Source organism: Kribbella sp. NPDC050124, from assembly GCF_044460355.1.
In the GTDB taxonomy this organism is placed as follows: Bacteria; Actinomycetota; Actinomycetes; order Propionibacteriales; family Kribbellaceae; genus Kribbella.
Map to the genome: position 1 here is coordinate 1 of NZ_JBITJU010000039.1, position 17,044 is coordinate 17,044.

A 17,044-nucleotide genomic window follows, 5' to 3' on the forward strand; every position below is an offset into this window, starting at 1 on the left:
CCACAACAGGTCCATGACGAGTATCTGGAACGGCAGCTCGCAGCGTGAATTAGCCGTTAAGAGCTGTCCGGAAAACGCGGGGCGCATCAGTCCTCACCCGAGGCTCCACCCTCCACAACGGCCAAGCCACCGCCCTCTGGAAACAAACCAAAAACACCAAATCCCAAACCACCCTGGAAATCCAGCCCATCATCAAAATCACCCCCCAAACCTGGCAATCCCTGGAATCCGAAGCCCACAACCTCCTAGCCTTCACCTCCCCAGGGGCCACTCACGAGGTCATCCGCGCCACCACCTGAAGCCAGTCCCCTCGCTCTCGTCGGTGCGCAGCTCTCTTGATCGCTCAGACTTGAGAAGGTGGCGCGAGTCCCTCGAGTGCACGGACGCGGTCCCCGAGTGACGGGGTGCTCGACATGAGTTGTGAACGCCGGTTCGCCTCCCGGCCCAGCATGTTCTGATGCTGAACCTGCCAGCCATACAGGACTTGCACGATGGTGGCGCCGTAGCCCATCGCAGCGGCGCGGCGATCAGCCTGCATGACCTCTCGCCGACCGAGCCACGCCAGGATCGGCGGCGCGACAAACGGCGTCAAGAACAGGATGGGCAACACCAGGCTGTCGTCAAAGGTGAGAACCGCAAGCAGGATCCCCAGGTACCCCAGCGTCAAGAAGCCGATGACCAGGCACCCGACGGCGGGGACGGCCTTCATCAAACGTCCAAGGGCGCGTACGCCGATCAGCGCGCAGCGAGCCGGAATCGAGTACCAGAAGCTCAGCAGGCTCAGCAGGGTGCGTCCGCCGAGGTGGTGACTGAGTTCGTGCGCCAGTACAGCTTCCAGATGCGGCGCAGGCAGGTTGTACAAAGACCAAGTTGTGACAGCGACGATGTGTCCAGGGGTCGGCGTCGCGTTGGCATCCTCCGACTCCTGGACCCACACGGAGTAGTTGCTGCCGCCCACCCCTGCGCGGCTCGACAGTTGCGGCCAGACCGACGCAATCCGCTGATCCTCGACCAGCGTCGGCTTTCGGAGACGGAACAGGAAGCGAGCGATCCACTCCTCGACCGGCCTGACGAAGACGACTGCTCCGGAGACGAGCCAGAGAGCCACAAGAATCCACCCGTAGCCGAAACCGATGATTCCGGCGATCCAGGAGACCGTGACGAAACTCCAGAAGAACCATGGGACCGCAGTGAGGAGAGTCGTTGCGGCCGACACCTCGACCCGGCCACCGGACCTCGGACCACCTTGCCCGGCCGAGCCTGCCGATGCGCCAGGAGGTAGCTGACCCCACTGTGGGGAAGGCGGCACGTTCTGCTGTGGTCCTGGCGCGTTGTTCGGTCGCCACGAGCCGTTGGGGTCGTTGGGGTCGCCTGGGCTGGTCATTGGGCTCTCACTTCCTGTGCCGCCTCAGCCACACGCGCCAGACTACGGAGACATCTTTCATCAGTACACGGACACGTGGACGTGGTCGTAGTGGCCGCCGGTGGCGTCGGTGGGGTTGTAGACGCCGCCGCCGTTGTACGGGATCCAGGTGCCTCGGCGGGCGGACCAGATTTTGCCGTACCAGATGACGTAGCGCACGCCGGTCTGGGCGGCGGTCTTGATGGCCCAGTTCGCTATCTGGTCGCCGCGGGCGCGTGCCGGGGACGAGCTTCGGGCGTCGGCGCCGACCATGACGTCGCAGGCTTTGCCGCGGGGGTGGTCGCTGGTCGGGTTCCAGACGTGTGCGTCCCAGCAGCTCATGCTGAGGGTGCCGAGGTTCTGGCGGGCTTGGGCGACCCAGGCCGCCGTACGCGGGGTGACCATGCCACCCGTGCCGGTCGGGTCCGTGACGGTCTGCTCCTCAGGCGGCCACACGCCGTTGACCGGCTTTCCGGAGATCAGTCCCTCGCCGCCGCAGTCGTCATCCTGCGTGACGCCTTCGACGTCGCCGCCAGGCGCGGCGCCTGCGCGACCGGCGTACGGGTTGCCGGCGCGCTCCAGGTCGATGCCGGCCGACGCCGCGATCTGACGCGCCTCGCTCTCGCGCAGCGCGTAGCGGTCGGGGTAGGCAGAAACCTGAACGCGTTGCGCAGCGTCGCCCAACGCCATCGACGGCCAACCGTCGATGTCCACCAGGCCCGGCGGATCTGGCGCATCCTTACCACCGAAGAAGGCGTTGATCGCGTACACCGGCGGCTTGTCCCTGGGCACGATCTGCTCAGGTGCGCCCCATCCCGCGCTGGGCCGTTGCTGGAAGAGTCCAAGCGAGTCGGCGTCGCCGTAGGTCAGGTTCTGAAGATCCGACTCCACCAAGGCCGTCATCAAGGCGATCAGGGTGGCACGCCCCGGCAGACCCCGATCCCTCGCAATCTGATCGATGAGCTTCGCCCACGCGAGCTGAGTAGCCCGAAGTGGTCCGGTGGCGAGCGGATTTCCGACTTGGCCGGGGGCGAGCGGTAGGCAGGCGGCCTGCGGCTTGCTCGATCCACCGAACGGGGCGAGCATCAGCAGGCTGGCCACCCCCACGATCGCCAAAGCCGCCCCGGCCTTGACGAACACACCTCTGCTCGCGACTGCGAAAATGCCCCTACCCAGATCTCGCTCATCGAACATCGCAGCCCTCCACCGACGTGGTCACGGCCCGGTACCGCCTGAGACTTCGCTGATGATCCATTGGTTGTTCTGATTCACCAGCGTGACGAGCAGGGGTACGTCGAATCGCTGAGCGTTCTTTCCGGTGACATTGATGGTGACTTTGACGAATCTCGTGATCCGGCCCGGCGTATCGACCGGCGCTTCCGCGTTGGCCGGCGGCGCGCTGACCGGCGCGGAGACGACTGTCGACTTCCCGCCGTCCTTCTTGAGGGCTTCGTACGTCGGATCGCCGGCAGAGGTGAAGCTGGACGCGACCTCAGCCGTCATGTATTGCGCCGACTTCGTGACCAGGGCCGAGTACGACTCGGCGGCCGGATCGCGCGTGTAGAAGGTACGTGCCCAGGTGCCGACCACATCGTTGGCGAGCGCAATGGCTTCGACCGGCGGGCGTTGGGTTTGCGGTGGCGGCGTGGTCAGGGGCGGAGGGGTGGCTTCGGAACTTCCCTGTCCTGGTTGAGTGTTCGACGGTGCGGTCGGCAGGACTACTGAACGGCCGGGTGTCAGCAGACCGACGGGCGCGCCGTCGTCGGAGCTCTCGCGCCCGAGCAGGCGCGGTAGACCGCCACCGAGGCCGAGGATGACGATCGCCAGCAGGACGACCAGCGCGACGATGACCACCGGGCTGGTCGGCTCGGCCTGGCGTTGATTACGCAGCCAAGCCATCCGCTGCGCGTGGTCGTCGCGCCGCCACTCCTTCTTCGCCCGGCGGCGATCGCGACCACGGAGCTCGCCCATCTCCTCCGGATAGTCGTAATCCGTGCTCATCAACGAACGCCAACTGTCCGGCGCATCGGGACGCCGTCGCTCCGCGCGCTCTTCGTAGTCGACGTACTCGTCGTGTTCGGAGCCGGTGTCGCGGTCGTGCCGGCTCGAGGCGCGACGGGCGCCTTCCCGTCGGTCCTCAGTCGATCGGTGCTTGCGTGCCATCCGCGATCACCTACGCGTCGGCACGTGGATGGTCACGCCGTCTTTCGTGATGGCGGAGTACTCGCGGAACCGGCGCGGCTGCGGAGCCGTCGCGCGACGGCGCTGCCGGCCCTTCGGCGGTCCCTCACGGAGACTGGCCGAATGCGTATACGCCCTCGGCTCGTACCGCGGCTCACTGACCGGGGCCGGCGCTGGCCTGCGGGAGTGGCGCGCCTTCTGCGCTTCTCCCGCCGTGCCGCGGCTCCCCGAACCACTCGCCGGCACGACGTTGGCAGCCGAGACGGAAATCGTACGGCGCCCTTCGCCCTTGGACTGAGCCCGCGCACGAGCAAGATTCAACGCCGACGTACTCCGAGCCGGCCCACTCACACCCGCTGCCCGCACAGCGCCACCTTCAGCCCCCGCCTGCTGACCACCAGGCCCGCCCCCACCTGGCCCCGCAACCCCATCCGCCTTCCGCCGCTCAGGCCCCGCCGTAAGCTCATACGGCGAACTCGCCGCAGCCCCCCGAGTCAACGAACCAACCACCGGCGCTTGTCGATAGACACGGACCGACGTCACGCGTTGCGGGCTGGTGGCTTCCTGGGCCATACCCCTCTTGCGCTCTGTCAGCGACGGCGCTGCGCTTCGGCTGGTAATGGAACCGAACATCCGCCTAGCCACGTTGAGCGCACCACGTCGGGCCAGGCCTCCCAACAGAATGCTGCCTGAACCAGGCCGCATCATCGAGGTCAGGTTGTCGAGCAGTCTGCGTAGCCGGAATCCGGCGATCAGCACAGCGATCGCAAGACCTGAAACAGGAAGCCAGCCAAGTACACCGGTCAAGCTGAAGACAGCTGTTACGAGGGTGAGCGCCGTACCGAAGACGAGCATGGCCAGGAACGACTGCAACACGAGCCCGACCAAGGCCTCGAACCAGTTGAGCCCCCACTGACGAGTCCGGCCCGGGATGATCCAGAGACAAGCGAAGAACACCCCGACGACCAGGAGCAGGAGACAGCCGACGAAGGCCATCAGTGCCGTAAACGCCAACGAGATATTGAGAAACGCGAACAAGGTCGCGGCGATGGCCGCGAGCATGACGACGGCGATTCGGCCAAAAGCATTCTCGCCTTTCGCCCACTTGACTGTCGGCGCGTCATCGCCGCCTTCAGCCGGAGCAATCACAGAGTCGATGTACTTGTTTCGCGCATCGACGTCCGTACCGGCATCTAGCATTCCCTTGCCGTACCGCCCGCATGCCTCCAATGAGCCGAACTCGGCGATGCACCAGGGCGTCACTGCGAAACCACGCCAACTCGCGTCGGCCGACTTTCTCAGCAACGTGTCTCTCGGCGTGCCGGTGAAACTCGGCTCAGGCCAGGCAATGGGGCTTTGCATCGTCGGACCCATCGCATCAGCGGACGCCGTCATGATCGCACCTGCGCCCATCTGACGAGCGCCGTCGACACCACGCAACCAGGTCGCCGGAGCGAGCGCGAAACTGATGCTGAGCACGCCGGCGACGAAGACCCACGCCAGTTGGCCCAACGCACTTCCGCTGGTCTTCCGCTGTGTGTATGCGGCGACCGCTCCGAAGGCCAACGCAGACGGCAGTAGCCAACCGACCAACTGCGTGCTGGTCGCTCCGATCGTTGCTGACGTCGCGTCCGTGAGGGGCTTGACGTCAGTGAACGAGAACAGCCACCAGCCCACCGAGATCGCGCCGCGCGTGATGGCGACGATGTACATCATCACGATGTGTGCGTAGCCGTTGAAGACGGCTTCCATGGGATCGCGAATGCTGCGCTCGAAATCCAGCCCGTAGGCCATCGGGCTGTACTGCTCGAACAGAGTTCGCGTGTCGCCGTGAGTCAGATCAGGTGTGGGTAACAGGTCGCCGAAGCCAGTTGGGCTGGTCGGGCCCGGTTCCGGATCCGCAGCCAAGGCGAGCTGGGTGGTGACGATGAGGGAGATGGTGAGTGTGGTCACGGCCGTGCGGAGACGGCGTGACCAGGTCATGCGACGTGCTCCTTGTTGCCGGAGGGTTTGGGGGTGTCGGCTGGGTTGTCGCCGTAGGCGGGGTACATGGCTTCGTTGTAGGCGGCTTCGTCGGCTTCTTGGTCGTAGACCTCGTCGGGGCCGATGGGGGACTCGTAGCGGAGGGGGTGGGTGTGGTCTTGGCCGTTGGGGGTTGGGGGGTGGCCGTTTTGCTGGGCTACCCCGGGGGCCGGGGGTGCGGTTGGCTCGGCGTACGCAGGAGCAGGCTGGGCCAGCTCGGGGGTGGGGGTCGATTCGGCGTGCGCGGGCGTCGCGTCGGGGGCGGGTGGCGCCGGGAGAGGCTGGGTTGGCTCCGGGTGGTGCGGGTCGTGCTGGGGTGGGGCTTGGGTGTGGGCCTCGGCTTGGGCGGTGGCGGTGGCGGCGGGTTGGGGGGTTTCTTCCTCGTCGTCGGCGAAGGGGTCGGCTTCGACGGGCGGGAGGATGGGTTGGCTGGGTTCGGTGGCGTGCTCGGACTCGGGGGTGGTGCGGAGGAGGGCGGCGACCTGCTGGCTGGGGATGTCGATCTGGACGGTGGCTACCTCGTCCCAGCGGTCGCGCATGATGCAGTGGCCGTGGCGGATCGACTTGCCGTTGGCGGCGGTGTTGATGCCGCGAACCAGGGTCTGGTACGGCGGGGTCTGCGGACGGCCGAGCAGTTCGAGCAAGGAGTCGACCTGCTCGCGAGAGCGCAGGCTGAACGCGAACAGTGTGGTGATCTGCTCGACCAGACCCGGCAGTTTGAGGATGGACGCCGGGTCCTGGGTGTCGAGGACCAGGGACGCGCCGAGGGCACGGCCGACCCGGGCGATGTAGTCGAGGAAGGACGCGCCGTCCGGGGTCTTTGTGAGCAGGTGGACCTCGGGCACGATGACGACCTTGGAGCGGCCACGGAACTCGCGGCGTCCCGTCGTACGGACCATCCAGGCGAGGCAGCCGCGCAGACAGGCCATGCCGACACGTTCGATCGGCGACCAGGACTCCGGCGCCGACTCGGGTGAGGGCAGGGTGAGGCCTGGCATCTGGACGACCCACAGGCCCGGGTTGGTGGTCAGCGAGGACAGACCCGACGGCGGACCGGCAACGACCGAACCCAGGCCGGTCTCGACCAGGTCGCGCAAGGCGAAACCGACCGTACGCGTGGTCTCGGAGTCCGACTGGCAGAGCCGCTGGATCACGCCCCACGACGACGGGTCGGGCGACTGGATCTCGGCCCGAGTCGCGGCAACGACCGGGGCTTCGGCGGCACCACGCAGATGCGGCGGAAGCAGCAGCATCAACTGCGACGGCGCCTGCAGCAAGGCGTCGTCGACCGGCAGCACGCGCAGCAGGTCGGCAGCGCCGGAGAACTGTGCGGTGATCTCGATGACAGCCGTCGGTACGCCGTACTCCGCAGCGACCGCGGACACACCGGCCGCGTCACCCTTCAGGTCGAGCAACGGCACCCACGCGCCGGCGAAGGCCGAATCCAGACCGCCGAGCATGGCAGCCGTCGTCTTACCTCGACCGGAACGCCCGAGGAACAAGGTCGTCGTCGCGTCACCGAGTGCAGAACCGGCTGCCGCGTCGAAACGCACCAGACCGGGAGTCGACCCGGTCAGGTAGCCGATCGCCGGACCGGTCGCGTCGCCGATCGACGCGCCGCCCCAGAACCACGAGCCGAAGAACGCGGTCGACTCCCGGACATGACCGAGGTCGGGCACCCGCAACTGGTCGCCTGGCAAGGATTCCAGCCACAGGTCGCGCTGCTCGTCCGCGCCGACGGCAACGGTGATGCCGCGGTCGGCGTAGTGCGCGATGACGGCGTCGACGTACGCCTCAAGGTCCTCGCGGGTGTCCGCGCTGACCAGGAGACGGGGGTGGTCCTCGACAAGGGTCAGGCCGCTGCGGTTGATGTCGCGCTTGACCTCGCGCATCACGCGCTCGGTCTCCACGATCTCGTCAGCGGTCTCCTCCGCGGTGCCCTTGGCGGCGGACCTACGTTGTTCCTTCGCGCTCTTGCGGGTCTCGTCGACCAGGTGCCTGGCGGTCTTCTTGGTGAGGACCCGGAACCGGACCGATGCCTCGACGGTGACGTCGATCTCGTCGCCGTCGTCGTCGATCGCCTTGATCTCCGACAGCGTCCGCAACCACTCCCCCGAACCCGGAGTCTCGAGCTCCTCGGGGAAGTCGGTCATCGCGAGCACAGTCGTGTACGCCGCGATCTGACCGCGGGTGTCGAAGATGCGCAGATGGTCGGTGTACGGCACCACCCGGCCGGACGTCAGCCGTGCCAGTGAGGCACCAGTGATGAGCCCGCGACGCGGGGCGGCGACGGCACCGCGGTGCATCTCGCGGCTGATCAGCCAGGAGATCACCTCGGCCGGCGCGGTGTGCGCCCGCCAGACGGTGGAGCCCAGCTGGCGAGCGAGCTTGCGCACCCGCTCGTCGAGATGGGCGAGCTCACGGGCGCTCACCCGCCAGGACGTCGTACCGAGGGCGTCGCTGATGGAGCCGCGGACCTGGGCGGTTGCGCGGGGGTCGCGGTCGGACAGGTGGACGCCGAGGGCGACGTACCGCTCCGGCATCCGCATCTCGTCGATGCGATCGGCCCTGGTCTGTGCCCAGGACTCGTGATCGCCGAGCCGGTAGTGGCCGGCCACGCTGTCGATGTAGTCCTGCCCGGTGGAGCGTCCCCAGACCACCTTCAGGTGGCTCAGGCGGTCGCCGAGGATGGTCGCGGCGGCACTCACCGCGGCGTCGAGGGCCGCGTCCTGCTCAGCCTCGGTGGCGAGATCGGTGTTGGCCACCGAGATCAGAAACCACGCCTCCGCGCTGCGTTCGGTGACGAGCAGACCGTCCGCGATGGCGACCAGCCGTGGCGGCGGCAAGCCGCGCTCACGTCCGACCCCCACCAGGTTCAGGAGCTTGTCAGCGATCTTCATCCGTGCACCTTCCCAGACGACGTCGTCCTGCGACTGACCCGCTGCACGTGGTCCGCCCCGAGCAGGCGGGCCCGCTGGTTGACCGTGATGTCCGCACCGGCGCGAACCCTCGGATCCAGCTCCACCACGACATCGCGTTCCCACTCCGGGGTCACCCTGGCCTTGGCCAGGTTGGCCACCTTCTGGGTCGCGACGCGCTCACGCCATGGCAGGTACTCCGTCTTGTCGGCGGCCCGCGCGCCGAGACCGATGATCGGGCGGTGGGCGCGCAACGCGTAACGGACGGCCAGCGCCCACTCGGTCACGCGGCGGCGGCGTTCATGGAACTTACCGGGTCGCCAGCCGAACGCGGTGATCACGAACGGCGGAACGATGTACAGACTGACGGTGGACTTCTGCGGCACCCCGATGAACGGGATCAGCAGCGCGACCCAGAGCACGATGATCACCGCTCCGAAGATGATCATCCGGCGCCGGGCGCCTTCTCCGAGGTCGATGCCGAGCAGGTCGTACTGCCGGGTCTCGATCTCGAAGTGGTGGGTCAGGGTACGGCCGACGCGCATCAATTACCTCCGGACAGCAATCCCCAGAAGCCCTTGAGCACGTTGATGGTCTGGTTGTTGGCGTAGATCAGCCCACCGACCAGCACCCCGGCCGCGATGTGGCCGAACAACTCGCCCCACTCGCGTTTGAAGTAGTGCCCGATGGCACGCAGCACGAGAATGGCGATGAAGATGTTCCCCGCGATGACCAGGACCCAGTCCTTGAAGTCCGCGCCCGTCGGGACGTTGCTGTCGACCAGTGGCGCGGCGAGCTGAACCACGCTCGCAGCAAGTTCGTGCGTCATCATTGCGGTGTCTCCCTTGTTGCCTCGGTCATCCGACGGCTGGTTGCTGGTGTCATCCGACGGCAGCCACTTGCCATCGCTGTGCTCCGTCCGTGGCGACGGTCCGCCGCAGCGTGAGCGTGTAGTTCTGGTCCAGGGTGGTGTCTCCCACCCCGTCCCAGGTGACGGCAGCGGTCGCCCGCCGCTCGTCGTCGTTGCCGGTGTAGACCTGCCAGTCCTTCAGCTGACCGAACTTCACCGAGCCGTTCAGACTGCGGATCGTCGAGCCTGGCGCGGTCACCGCCGACACCTTGTTGTCGGACTCGGCGTACGCACTGAAGAACGCCTCCGCGTCCTTCAGCGTCGCCGCAGTCAGATCGTCGTCCGCCACGCCGGCCTCCGGCATGTTCTCCGGCAGCGCGGCCCGCTCGTCCGGCACGAACGTCGGCGGCCCGCTGGCCACCACGCGCGAAGCGGTCCGGGCGACCGGGACGGACAGCCGCTCCCACGAGTACGGGCCGGCGACCCAGGCCTGCCCGCGCTTGGTGAACGACCGAACCTCTACTCGTACGTCGACCACGGCGGTGACGCCGGCCGAGTCGACCTTCACCTCTCCCGGGTACGCCGTGTCCGCCGTCTGCTTGCCGCGTCCGTTCCAGCCGGCCCGGCTGTCCAGGCCGGCCGCCAGGTCGAGGGCGATCAGGTTGGGCCGGGCGTCCGGGTTCGCCTCGTCCCAGTTCAGGTAGGAAACGGCGTACCTGGTCGCGACGGCACGGGCCTCGTCGACCGGGAAGCTGTTCTGGTTGCTGACGACGGTCTCCGGGGTGCGGTTCGGAGCGACCCATGAGCGGATGCCACTAATTGCAGCGAGCAGCAGCACGACGACCACCAGACCGCGGAAAAATCGCCGTGCCCACGTGGAGAACGACGACTCGGGCTCGGTCGACCACGGCGGCTGGCCGTGCTCCAGCGGCTCCCGGACCGGACCTGGCGGGCTGTGCGTGCCGTGGGGCGAGCGCTGTTTCAAACGTTCGGGTGTGCGGTGCGCGCTGTCCGGCGTACGAGCAGACGGACGGCGAGGCGGAGCCATCACTCCGCCGGCCGGCGGATGCGGCTGTGGAGCCGAGTACTGAGCGGCAACACCCTGTGCCTGGCGAGGGGTGGGTGACACCGGGCCATCCGGGTGGTCCCACCACTCCGGCGCGGTGCTCGACGGGCGTCCTCTGCCCGCCTTCTTGGTCCGGCGCTGATTCGTGCGGCGCTGGTCCGACCAGTGCTCACCTTTTGGCGGCAGATTCAGCAACGTTCGCCACCAACTCATCGCTACCCGCCCCTCAGACAGCAGTTACGCGGACAGTAGCCGGGACAATACGGCAAGCAACCGCCCTCCGGGAGGCCTGAGACCAGGATCCGGATGCACCATCGCTCCCCGCAGCCATACTGTTACCCGACTCGCGGGCAGTGTCACCCTCAATGGGCAAGAGTGACACCTCAAGTACCGTCGTCATAGCTCCTCTCCCAGGCCCGATCCGTTCGACAGGGCAGCGCACACCATGCCACACGCCGCGGACAGCTTCGAATATCCGTGCGAACAACATGGTAAAGAATGCATCAACTGATCACGCATAGTAACCGATCAACGCGTCCAGCCTGTGGAAAACTCTCCCGTGGCGAGGGGTCAAAACGGTGCCGCGGGCATAGGGTCGCAGTAACCCTGCTACCCCCTGGAGGACCAGGATGGAAACTCGCCGACTGGGCAGACTCGGCCACGAGAGCTCGGTACTGATCTATGGCGCCGCGTCGCTCGGCGGGGTCGACCAGGATCGGGCCGACGCCTCGATCCAGGAGGCCCTCGATGCCGGCATCAACCACTTCGACGTCGCCGCCGACTACGGCGACGCGGAGCTCCGGCTCGGTCCGCGGATGCCGGAGATCCGGGACCGGATCTTCCTGGCGACCAAGACCGGCCGCCGGACTTACGAGGAGGCCTGGTCCGAAATCAACCGGTCCCTCGAGCGCCTTCGGACCGACCACGTCGACCTGATCCAGATGCACGCGGTGTGCGACCTGGAGAACCTCGATCTCGTCACCGGCAAGGGCGGATCGCTCGAAGCTGCGGTGCGCGCCAAGGAAGAAGGCATGGTGCGCGCGATCGGGATCACCGGGCACACCGCGCAGGCGCCGGCCGTGCACACCGAGGGGCTGCGCCGGTTCGACTTCGACAGTGTGCTGACGCCACTCAACTACCGGTTGTCGACGGATCCCCAGTACGCCGCCGACTACGCAGCCCTCGTGGATGCGGTGAAGGCGTCCGACGCGGCTCTGATGACGATCAAGATGATTGCCCGGCGCAACTGGCGGGACGGCGAGGAGAAGACGTACGACACCTGGTACCGGCCGTTCGACGAACAGCGCTATATCACGGCGGCGACCGCGTGGCTGCTCAACGGGCACCCGGAGATCACCGGCCTGGCCACCGCCGGCGAGACCCGGCTGCTCCAGCAGATGGTGATCGCCGAGCGCGAGCGGGCCGCCCTCACGCCGGAGGACGCCGCGTCGATCCTCGGGGAGGTACAGGACTACTCGTCACCCTTCGTGGACATGCCGATCTGACCTCGACGTGTTCCAGGTCACACCCGCCGATCCGCATTCCGGTCAAGGTCAAGCGCTTGTACGCCGGGCCCGCGAGCCGGACGGGAACACCGGCGGCCGGCCTGGTGTTGTAGAGGCTGTATTCGTCTAACTTCGGAGGTCGTAGTGGCAACGGTCGAGCTGTCCCAGGAGAACTTCAACGAGGTCGTCAGTGCCGAGGGCCTCGTGCTGGTGGACTTCTGGGCCGAGTGGTGCGGCCCGTGCAAGATGTTCGGTCCGGTGTTCGAGAAGTCGTCCGAGACGCACTCGGACATCACTTTCGGCAAGGTCGACACCGAGGCGCAGGTCGAGCTCGCCCAGGCGTTCCAGATCCGCTCGATCCCGACCCTGATGGCGGTCCGTGACGGCGTGGTCCTCTACTCGCAGCCCGGCGCGCTCCCGGCCGCCGCGCTCGAGGACCTGATCGGCCAGCTGCGCGCGGTCGACATGGAAGAGGTCCGGGCCCAGATCGCCGCTCACGAGGCCGAGCACGGCGCCGAGCCGCACAGCCACTGACAGCAAATGCCCGAACGAATCCGGGTGCTCACACGGTGAGCATCCGGATTTCGTCTGCCAACCGGTGCCGGGCGGTTCCGGGCTCGATCTGAGGACTTGCCTCGATCGCGGACCGCAGGTTCGAACGCTCGGCCGGAGTCAGCCGGCTCCACTGGTCCCGGACCAGCCGGAGCGCGTGGTACTGCTCGTTCCCGCTCGAGGATCGGCTGACCGCCTCCTGCAGCACCGCAGCGTCCACCAGGGACGGATCGCCGTCCATCAGGCCGAGCGCCAGCACGCGCATGACCGGCGTACCTTCGGTGAACATCGCCTTGACCTCGTCCTTGTCGAACTTCTCGACCCGGGCAGCGCTCGCCACGCGCTCGACGATCCGCTCGAGGACCATCCCCCGGACGTCCTTGAGCTCGGGTCCTTGCAACTCGGTGTAGACGGTGGCGTAGGCGTCGAGCTCGCGGCCGAGGCCGAGCCGCTGCAGCGTCTGCGCAGCACCCCTGGCGCTCGCCGCGATCTGACGGACCAACTGCACCTCGAACTGGCCGAGCCTCAGCGTCCGGATCCGATCGACGATCGTCGGCAAGATGAGCAGCAGCAGGCCTGCGATGAGTACGACGAGCAGGTTCGTCTGATCGACGTCCGCGAAGAGCGCGACGATGCTCGTGACCAGCAAGGCCACCCCACCCAGCAGACAGGCCGCCCGGGCGGCGACATCAAGCGCCCTGGGCGCCTGGTCGAGCCACGAGCGCTTTCGCCGTCGCTCGATCGGCGCCTGAGGCTCGAACCGCTGCGGACCGACGGGTCCTCGCGAACCTGGTGGCTGCGAAGGCATCTGGCGCTGACCGGACGGCGGTGGGGCGCTTCGTTCCGCGGTCGGCGGGCTGTCATACGTGTCTGGCATCCCCCTGCCCCCTGACATGTTGAGGTTGAAACCGATGGTGCGCCCAGGCCGGACGTTCGGCAACAACCGGCCGCTCAGGTCAGCCCGCGCGGGAGCTGAGGATGCAGAACTCGTTGCCTTCGGGGTCGGCCAGGACGGTGAAGGAGGCGTCGTCGGGTTGGCCGACGTCGGTGCGGTGCGCGCCCAGGGCTTCCAGGCGGGCGATCTCGGCGTCGCGGTCCTGGCTGGTGTGCGGCGCCAGATCCAGGTGCAGGCGGTTCTTGACGCTCTTGCCTTCCGGGACCGGTACGAACGTCATCCCGGGCCCGATCCGCTCCCAGGGGGTGTCCCGCACCGCCTGTTCGTCGACCCAGCCGGGGATGTTCACGCACTCCTCATCGGTCTCGTAGATCGTCCTCCAGCCGAGCGCCTCCGCCCACCAGGCGGCCTGCTTGCGCACGTCGTGGCAGTCGATGACGATCGTGTACCAGCGCAGCACCATGACGATGTCCTCCTCGCTAGGTCAAGGAGGATCACCATGTCACCCGCCGCCGACAAAACGACGGGAGGTGGCCCTGGGCAGGAGATCGGCAGCGCCCTCCCGTTGTCGTCAGCGCAGGGGGTCGAACGGCGCCAACTCGCTCGGGGTGCGGCCGGTGGTGATGGTCTCGGCCAGCAGCTGCCCGGTGATCGGGCCGAGGGTGATACCCCACATGCCGTGACCGCCGGCGGCGAAGACCCGCGGCGACGCGGTCGCGCCGATGAGCGGGAGTCCGTCCGGGGTGCAAGGCCGCGGTCCGACCCACTCGAAGCTCCGGGCGTCCAGATCGGCGTCGCGCAGCAGCGGCCGGGCCGCCTCGACGATCGCGTCGATCCGGCGCGGGTCGAGCTTCGCGTCCGGCTTGCGGAACTCCATCATGCCGGCGACCCGCAGCCTGTCGCCGAGCGGCGTGCAGGCGATCCGCTGCGCCGGAAAGTAGACCGGGCCGGCCGGCACGTGCGCGATCGGCACGCTGAAGCTGTACCCACGACCGGCCTGTACGACGGTCTTCACGCCGAACTGCCGGGCCAGGTCGCCGAGCCACGCGCCGGTCGCCATCACCACGGCGTCGAACGGGTCGGTCTCACCGTCGCCGGTGACCAGGCGGACCCCGCGGATCTCGTCGATGATGTCCTTCACGACGACCCCGCTGATGATCTGCCCGCCCCGGGCGGTCACCGAGTCGGCGAGCATCTGCACGTACTCGCCAGGGTTGATGAACCGCTGCCCGTGCAACCGGATCGCGGCCCCGATCTCGTCCGACAGCGAGGGCTCGATCTCGCGGGCGTCGTCACCGCTGATCGGCTCGAACTCGATGCCCTGGCCGGCCGCGTGGATGTGCTCGATCTCCTCGAGCAGCACGCTGCGCTCGGCCTCGGTGCGGTACGCGGCCAGGAACGACTTGGCCTCGTACGTCTGCGCCTCGACGCCGGCCTTGGCCAGGAAGTCGAACGCGGTCAGCGCCTGGCGGTTGATCGGGACCAGCGACTCCATCGCGGTCTTCCAGCGTCCGGCAGTGCTGTTGCGAGCGAAGCGGGTGAGGAAATTGAGGAGCCGCGGGCTCGCGGTCGGTGGAACGTACACCGGTGAGGAGGGGCTCAGCACCGCGCGGACGCCGTACTTGAGGACGGCCGGTTCCGGCAGCGGGGTGGCCAGGCCGGGCGTCAGCCAGCCGGCGTTACCCCAAGACGCGCCCGAGGCGACGCCTTCGCGGTCGAGCACGGTGACCTCGACGCCGGCTTCCTGGAGGAACCAGGCGGTGGCGAGTCCGACCATGCCCGCGCCGACGACGGCGACGCGATCGGGAACGATGTGAGTGGATCCAACAGGACCAGCAGCGACCATGTATCGATGGTGCGGCCGCCGCGCGCGCCTGTCATGGTGCGATCACACCACTGAAGAGACAAATGACTGTGCTCAGAGCACAATAACCTCATGATCACCGCGCCTGACCTGGTCGTTGCCGTCGGCCCAGCGCTGTTCGAGGTGGTGGTGCAGGGCAAGGGCGACGGAGAGGTCCGCGACGTCTTCCTGGCCGACCCGCAGGAGCCCGCGACCGGCCAACCCGGCGACCTCGTGCTGGGGCTTGGCCTCCGCGACGCGGAGGACGCGGTAGAGCTCGTCGAGCGCTGCGCGGCCGGCAACGCCTCCGGCGTCGTTCTGCGTACGACGCTCGCCCACGACCCCGCTGTGGTCGCGGCAGCCGAGCGGTGGCTGCTCACGCTCGTCGCACTGCAGCCAAGCGTCACCTGGGCCCACGTGGTCTGGCTGCTGCGCGGTGTGATCGACAGAGCCGCCGCGCCCGACTCCCCCGCCGCCGGAGACGCCGGCGTGCACCAAGAGCTGTTCGCACTCGCCGACGCGGCCGCCGCAATCGTGGACGCGCCAGTCACCATCGAGGACAACCAGTCGCGTGTTCTGGCGTACTCGTCCGGCCAGGACTTCACCGACCCGACCCGTGTCTCCACCATCGTCGGCCGGCGCGTACCGGCCGAGGTCATCGCGCACTTCCGGGCCCGTGGCATCTTCCGCCGGCTTGCACGGTCCAGTGAGCCGTTCCTGGTCCCTGACGGCCCCAACGGGATCCGGCCGCGTCTCGTCGTACCTGTGCGGGCTGGTGGTGAGTGGCTGGGGTCTATCTGGGCTGTGGTGGATGGTCCGGTCAGTGATGAGGTGACGGCCGAGCTGAGCAACGCTGCGTCGGTGCTGGCGCTCCACCTGCTGCGGTTGCGCGCGCAGGCGGACGTGGCGCGGCGCAGTGCCATCGACAGATTGCGCACGATCCTGCGGCAGTTCTCCCCTGACAACCCGATCGACGTACGGCTGCCACCCCAGCCCTGGCGTGTTGTCGCACTTGGTTCACCCGACGGGTACGACGTACCGCAGCAACTCGACCTGTGGGAGTCGACCGGTCGCCGACACGGGTGGAGCGAGCCGCAGCTCGCAGACCTCGACGGCACGGTCCTGGCGGTCGTCAGCGACACCGACGGGCCTGGCTCGTGGAACTGGTTGAGCAAGCTCGTCACCGAGCAAGCCAAGACGGCGCCGGGCACCATCGCCGCGGCAGGCGGGCAGGCACGCGGTCCGGCAGACCTCCCGAGCTCACGCGCCCAGGCGGTCGAGTTGCTGGGTCTAGTACGGCGGGGCGCCGCACGAGGACCCGCGTTACCGGTGGAGCAGGCGTGGCACGTGCTGACTGTTCACCGAGCCGTCACGTCGCTCGACACCAGCAAACTGGACGGACCGCTGGCGACCTTGCTGCGGTACGACATCGAGCACGACACCGGGTTCGTGGAAACGCTGCAGGCATGGCTCGATTACCCCGGTCAGCCGCAACGCGCGGCCCGCGAATTGCATCTGCACACGAACTCCTTGCGGCACCGGATGAAACGGATCGGCGAGATCGCGGAGCTGGATCTCTCGGATCCGCGCGAACGGCTCGCGTTGCAGCTGCAGATCGCGGCGGTGCGCACCGAGCACTGAGATGTACGCCACAACGCTACGTAACAAGGCTTCATATTCCGGCAACTGCTGGGCAACATCCGACTGATTAAGTCTTCCTCAGAAACACCGAGCAGCACCCCAAGGACTGTCCCAGCTTTTCACCAGGAAGCTGGGGCACCGTTCCAGCCTTTCACCAGGAGGCTGGACC

The 17,044-nt window shown here is 67.7% G+C and carries 14 protein-coding genes; 3 read left to right on the forward strand and 11 right to left on the reverse strand.

What is annotated here, in order from left to right; all coding sequences use genetic code 11:
- Positions 1–343 precede the first annotated feature (343 nt).
- Genes ACIBL3_RS44245 through ACIBL3_RS44280 form a run of 8 tightly spaced genes read right to left on the reverse strand, consistent with a single transcriptional unit; the run spans position 344 to position 10,358 of the window.
- A complete protein-coding gene (locus ACIBL3_RS44245) occupies positions 344–1,384 on the reverse strand; it encodes a M48 family metalloprotease (protein ID WP_396360028.1) in 1,041 nt (346 codons plus the stop codon).
- A 60-nt stretch (positions 1,385–1,444) separates the two neighbouring features.
- Positions 1,445–2,596 carry a hypothetical protein gene (locus ACIBL3_RS44250; RefSeq protein WP_396360029.1) on the reverse strand — a complete coding sequence of 384 codons (1,152 nt, stop codon included), beginning with the start codon at positions 2,594–2,596 and terminating at the stop codon, positions 1,445–1,447.
- Between the two features lie 21 nt (positions 2,597–2,617).
- Complete coding sequence (locus tag ACIBL3_RS44255) at positions 2,618–3,565, reverse strand: hypothetical protein (protein ID WP_396360030.1); 948 nt, start codon at positions 3,563–3,565, stop codon at positions 2,618–2,620.
- Positions 3,566–3,571: 6 nt separating this feature from the next.
- Entirely contained in the window at positions 3,572–5,566 is a 1,995-nt protein-coding gene (locus tag ACIBL3_RS44260; RefSeq protein WP_396360031.1) for a hypothetical protein, read from the reverse strand.
- A complete protein-coding gene (locus tag ACIBL3_RS44265; protein WP_396360033.1) occupies positions 5,563–8,505 on the reverse strand; it encodes an ATP-binding protein in 2,943 nt (980 codons plus the stop codon). Before ACIBL3_RS44265 ends, ACIBL3_RS44260 begins: the two co-directional genes overlap by 4 nt.
- Complete coding sequence (locus ACIBL3_RS44270) at positions 8,502–9,068, reverse strand: hypothetical protein (protein WP_396360034.1); 567 nt, start codon at positions 9,066–9,068, stop codon at positions 8,502–8,504. Before ACIBL3_RS44270 ends, ACIBL3_RS44265 begins: the two co-directional genes overlap by 4 nt.
- Complete coding sequence (locus ACIBL3_RS44275; RefSeq protein WP_132207221.1) at positions 9,068–9,355, reverse strand: hypothetical protein; 288 nt, start codon at positions 9,353–9,355, stop codon at positions 9,068–9,070. The genes ACIBL3_RS44270 and ACIBL3_RS44275 overlap by 1 nt, the downstream gene beginning before the upstream one ends.
- Before the next feature lie 49 nt (positions 9,356–9,404).
- On the reverse strand, positions 9,405–10,358 hold the full coding sequence (locus ACIBL3_RS44280) for a conjugal transfer protein (protein WP_396360035.1): 954 nt from the start codon (positions 10,356–10,358) through the stop codon (positions 9,405–9,407).
- Positions 10,359–11,068: 710 nt separating this feature from the next.
- Between ACIBL3_RS44280 and ACIBL3_RS44285 the strand changes: the two genes are divergently transcribed.
- Together ACIBL3_RS44285 and trxA are read left to right on the forward strand one after the other, a co-directional pair.
- A complete protein-coding gene (locus tag ACIBL3_RS44285; RefSeq protein ID WP_396360036.1) occupies positions 11,069–11,944 on the forward strand; it encodes an aldo/keto reductase in 876 nt (291 codons plus the stop codon).
- A gap of 144 nt (positions 11,945–12,088) precedes the next feature.
- A complete protein-coding gene (gene trxA, locus ACIBL3_RS44290) occupies positions 12,089–12,478 on the forward strand; it encodes a thioredoxin (protein ID WP_396360037.1) in 390 nt (129 codons plus the stop codon).
- Between the two features lie 28 nt (positions 12,479–12,506).
- On the opposite strand, the gene ACIBL3_RS44295 is transcribed toward trxA, so the two are convergent.
- From ACIBL3_RS44295 to ACIBL3_RS44305, 3 genes are all read right to left on the reverse strand, one after another.
- Positions 12,507–13,373 carry a hypothetical protein gene (locus tag ACIBL3_RS44295; protein WP_396360038.1) on the reverse strand — a complete coding sequence of 289 codons (867 nt, stop codon included), beginning with the start codon at positions 13,371–13,373 and terminating at the stop codon, positions 12,507–12,509.
- 79 nt (positions 13,374–13,452) lie between these two features.
- Positions 13,453–13,854, reverse strand: a complete 402-nt coding sequence (locus ACIBL3_RS44300; protein ID WP_396360039.1) for a VOC family protein — start codon at positions 13,852–13,854, stop codon at positions 13,453–13,455.
- Positions 13,855–13,962: 108 nt separating this feature from the next.
- On the reverse strand, positions 13,963–15,237 hold the full coding sequence (locus ACIBL3_RS44305) for an NAD(P)/FAD-dependent oxidoreductase (protein ID WP_396360040.1): 1,275 nt from the start codon (positions 15,235–15,237) through the stop codon (positions 13,963–13,965).
- Between the two features lie 90 nt (positions 15,238–15,327).
- Here ACIBL3_RS44305 and ACIBL3_RS44310 point away from each other — a divergent pair, with 90 nt between their 5' ends.
- A complete protein-coding gene (locus ACIBL3_RS44310; RefSeq protein WP_396360041.1) occupies positions 15,328–16,875 on the forward strand; it encodes a helix-turn-helix domain-containing protein in 1,548 nt (515 codons plus the stop codon).
- Positions 16,876–17,044 lie beyond the last annotated feature (169 nt).

Coding starts and splice junctions, on each gene's coding strand:
- ACIBL3_RS44245 (WP_396360028.1), bottom strand. CDS start 1,384: ATGACCAGCCCAGGCGACCCCAACGACCCCAACGGCTCGTGGCGACCG.
- ACIBL3_RS44250 (WP_396360029.1), bottom strand. CDS start 2,596: ATGTTCGATGAGCGAGATCTGGGTAGGGGCATTTTCGCAGTCGCGAGC.
- ACIBL3_RS44255 (WP_396360030.1), bottom strand. CDS start 3,565: ATGGCACGCAAGCACCGATCGACTGAGGACCGACGGGAAGGCGCCCGT.
- ACIBL3_RS44260 (WP_396360031.1), bottom strand. CDS start 5,566: ATGACCTGGTCACGCCGTCTCCGCACGGCCGTGACCACACTCACCATC.
- ACIBL3_RS44265 (WP_396360033.1), bottom strand. CDS start 8,505: ATGAAGATCGCTGACAAGCTCCTGAACCTGGTGGGGGTCGGACGTGAG.
- ACIBL3_RS44270 (WP_396360034.1), bottom strand. CDS start 9,068: ATGCGCGTCGGCCGTACCCTGACCCACCACTTCGAGATCGAGACCCGG.
- ACIBL3_RS44275 (WP_132207221.1), bottom strand. CDS start 9,355: ATGATGACGCACGAACTTGCTGCGAGCGTGGTTCAGCTCGCCGCGCCA.
- ACIBL3_RS44285 (WP_396360036.1), top strand. CDS start 11,069: ATGGAAACTCGCCGACTGGGCAGACTCGGCCACGAGAGCTCGGTACTG.
- ACIBL3_RS44295 (WP_396360038.1), bottom strand. CDS start 13,373: ATGCCAGACACGTATGACAGCCCGCCGACCGCGGAACGAAGCGCCCCA.
- ACIBL3_RS44300 (WP_396360039.1), bottom strand. CDS start 13,854: ATGGTGCTGCGCTGGTACACGATCGTCATCGACTGCCACGACGTGCGC.
- ACIBL3_RS44305 (WP_396360040.1), bottom strand. CDS start 15,237: ATGGTCGCTGCTGGTCCTGTTGGATCCACTCACATCGTTCCCGATCGC.
- ACIBL3_RS44310 (WP_396360041.1), top strand. CDS start 15,328: ATGATCACCGCGCCTGACCTGGTCGTTGCCGTCGGCCCAGCGCTGTTC.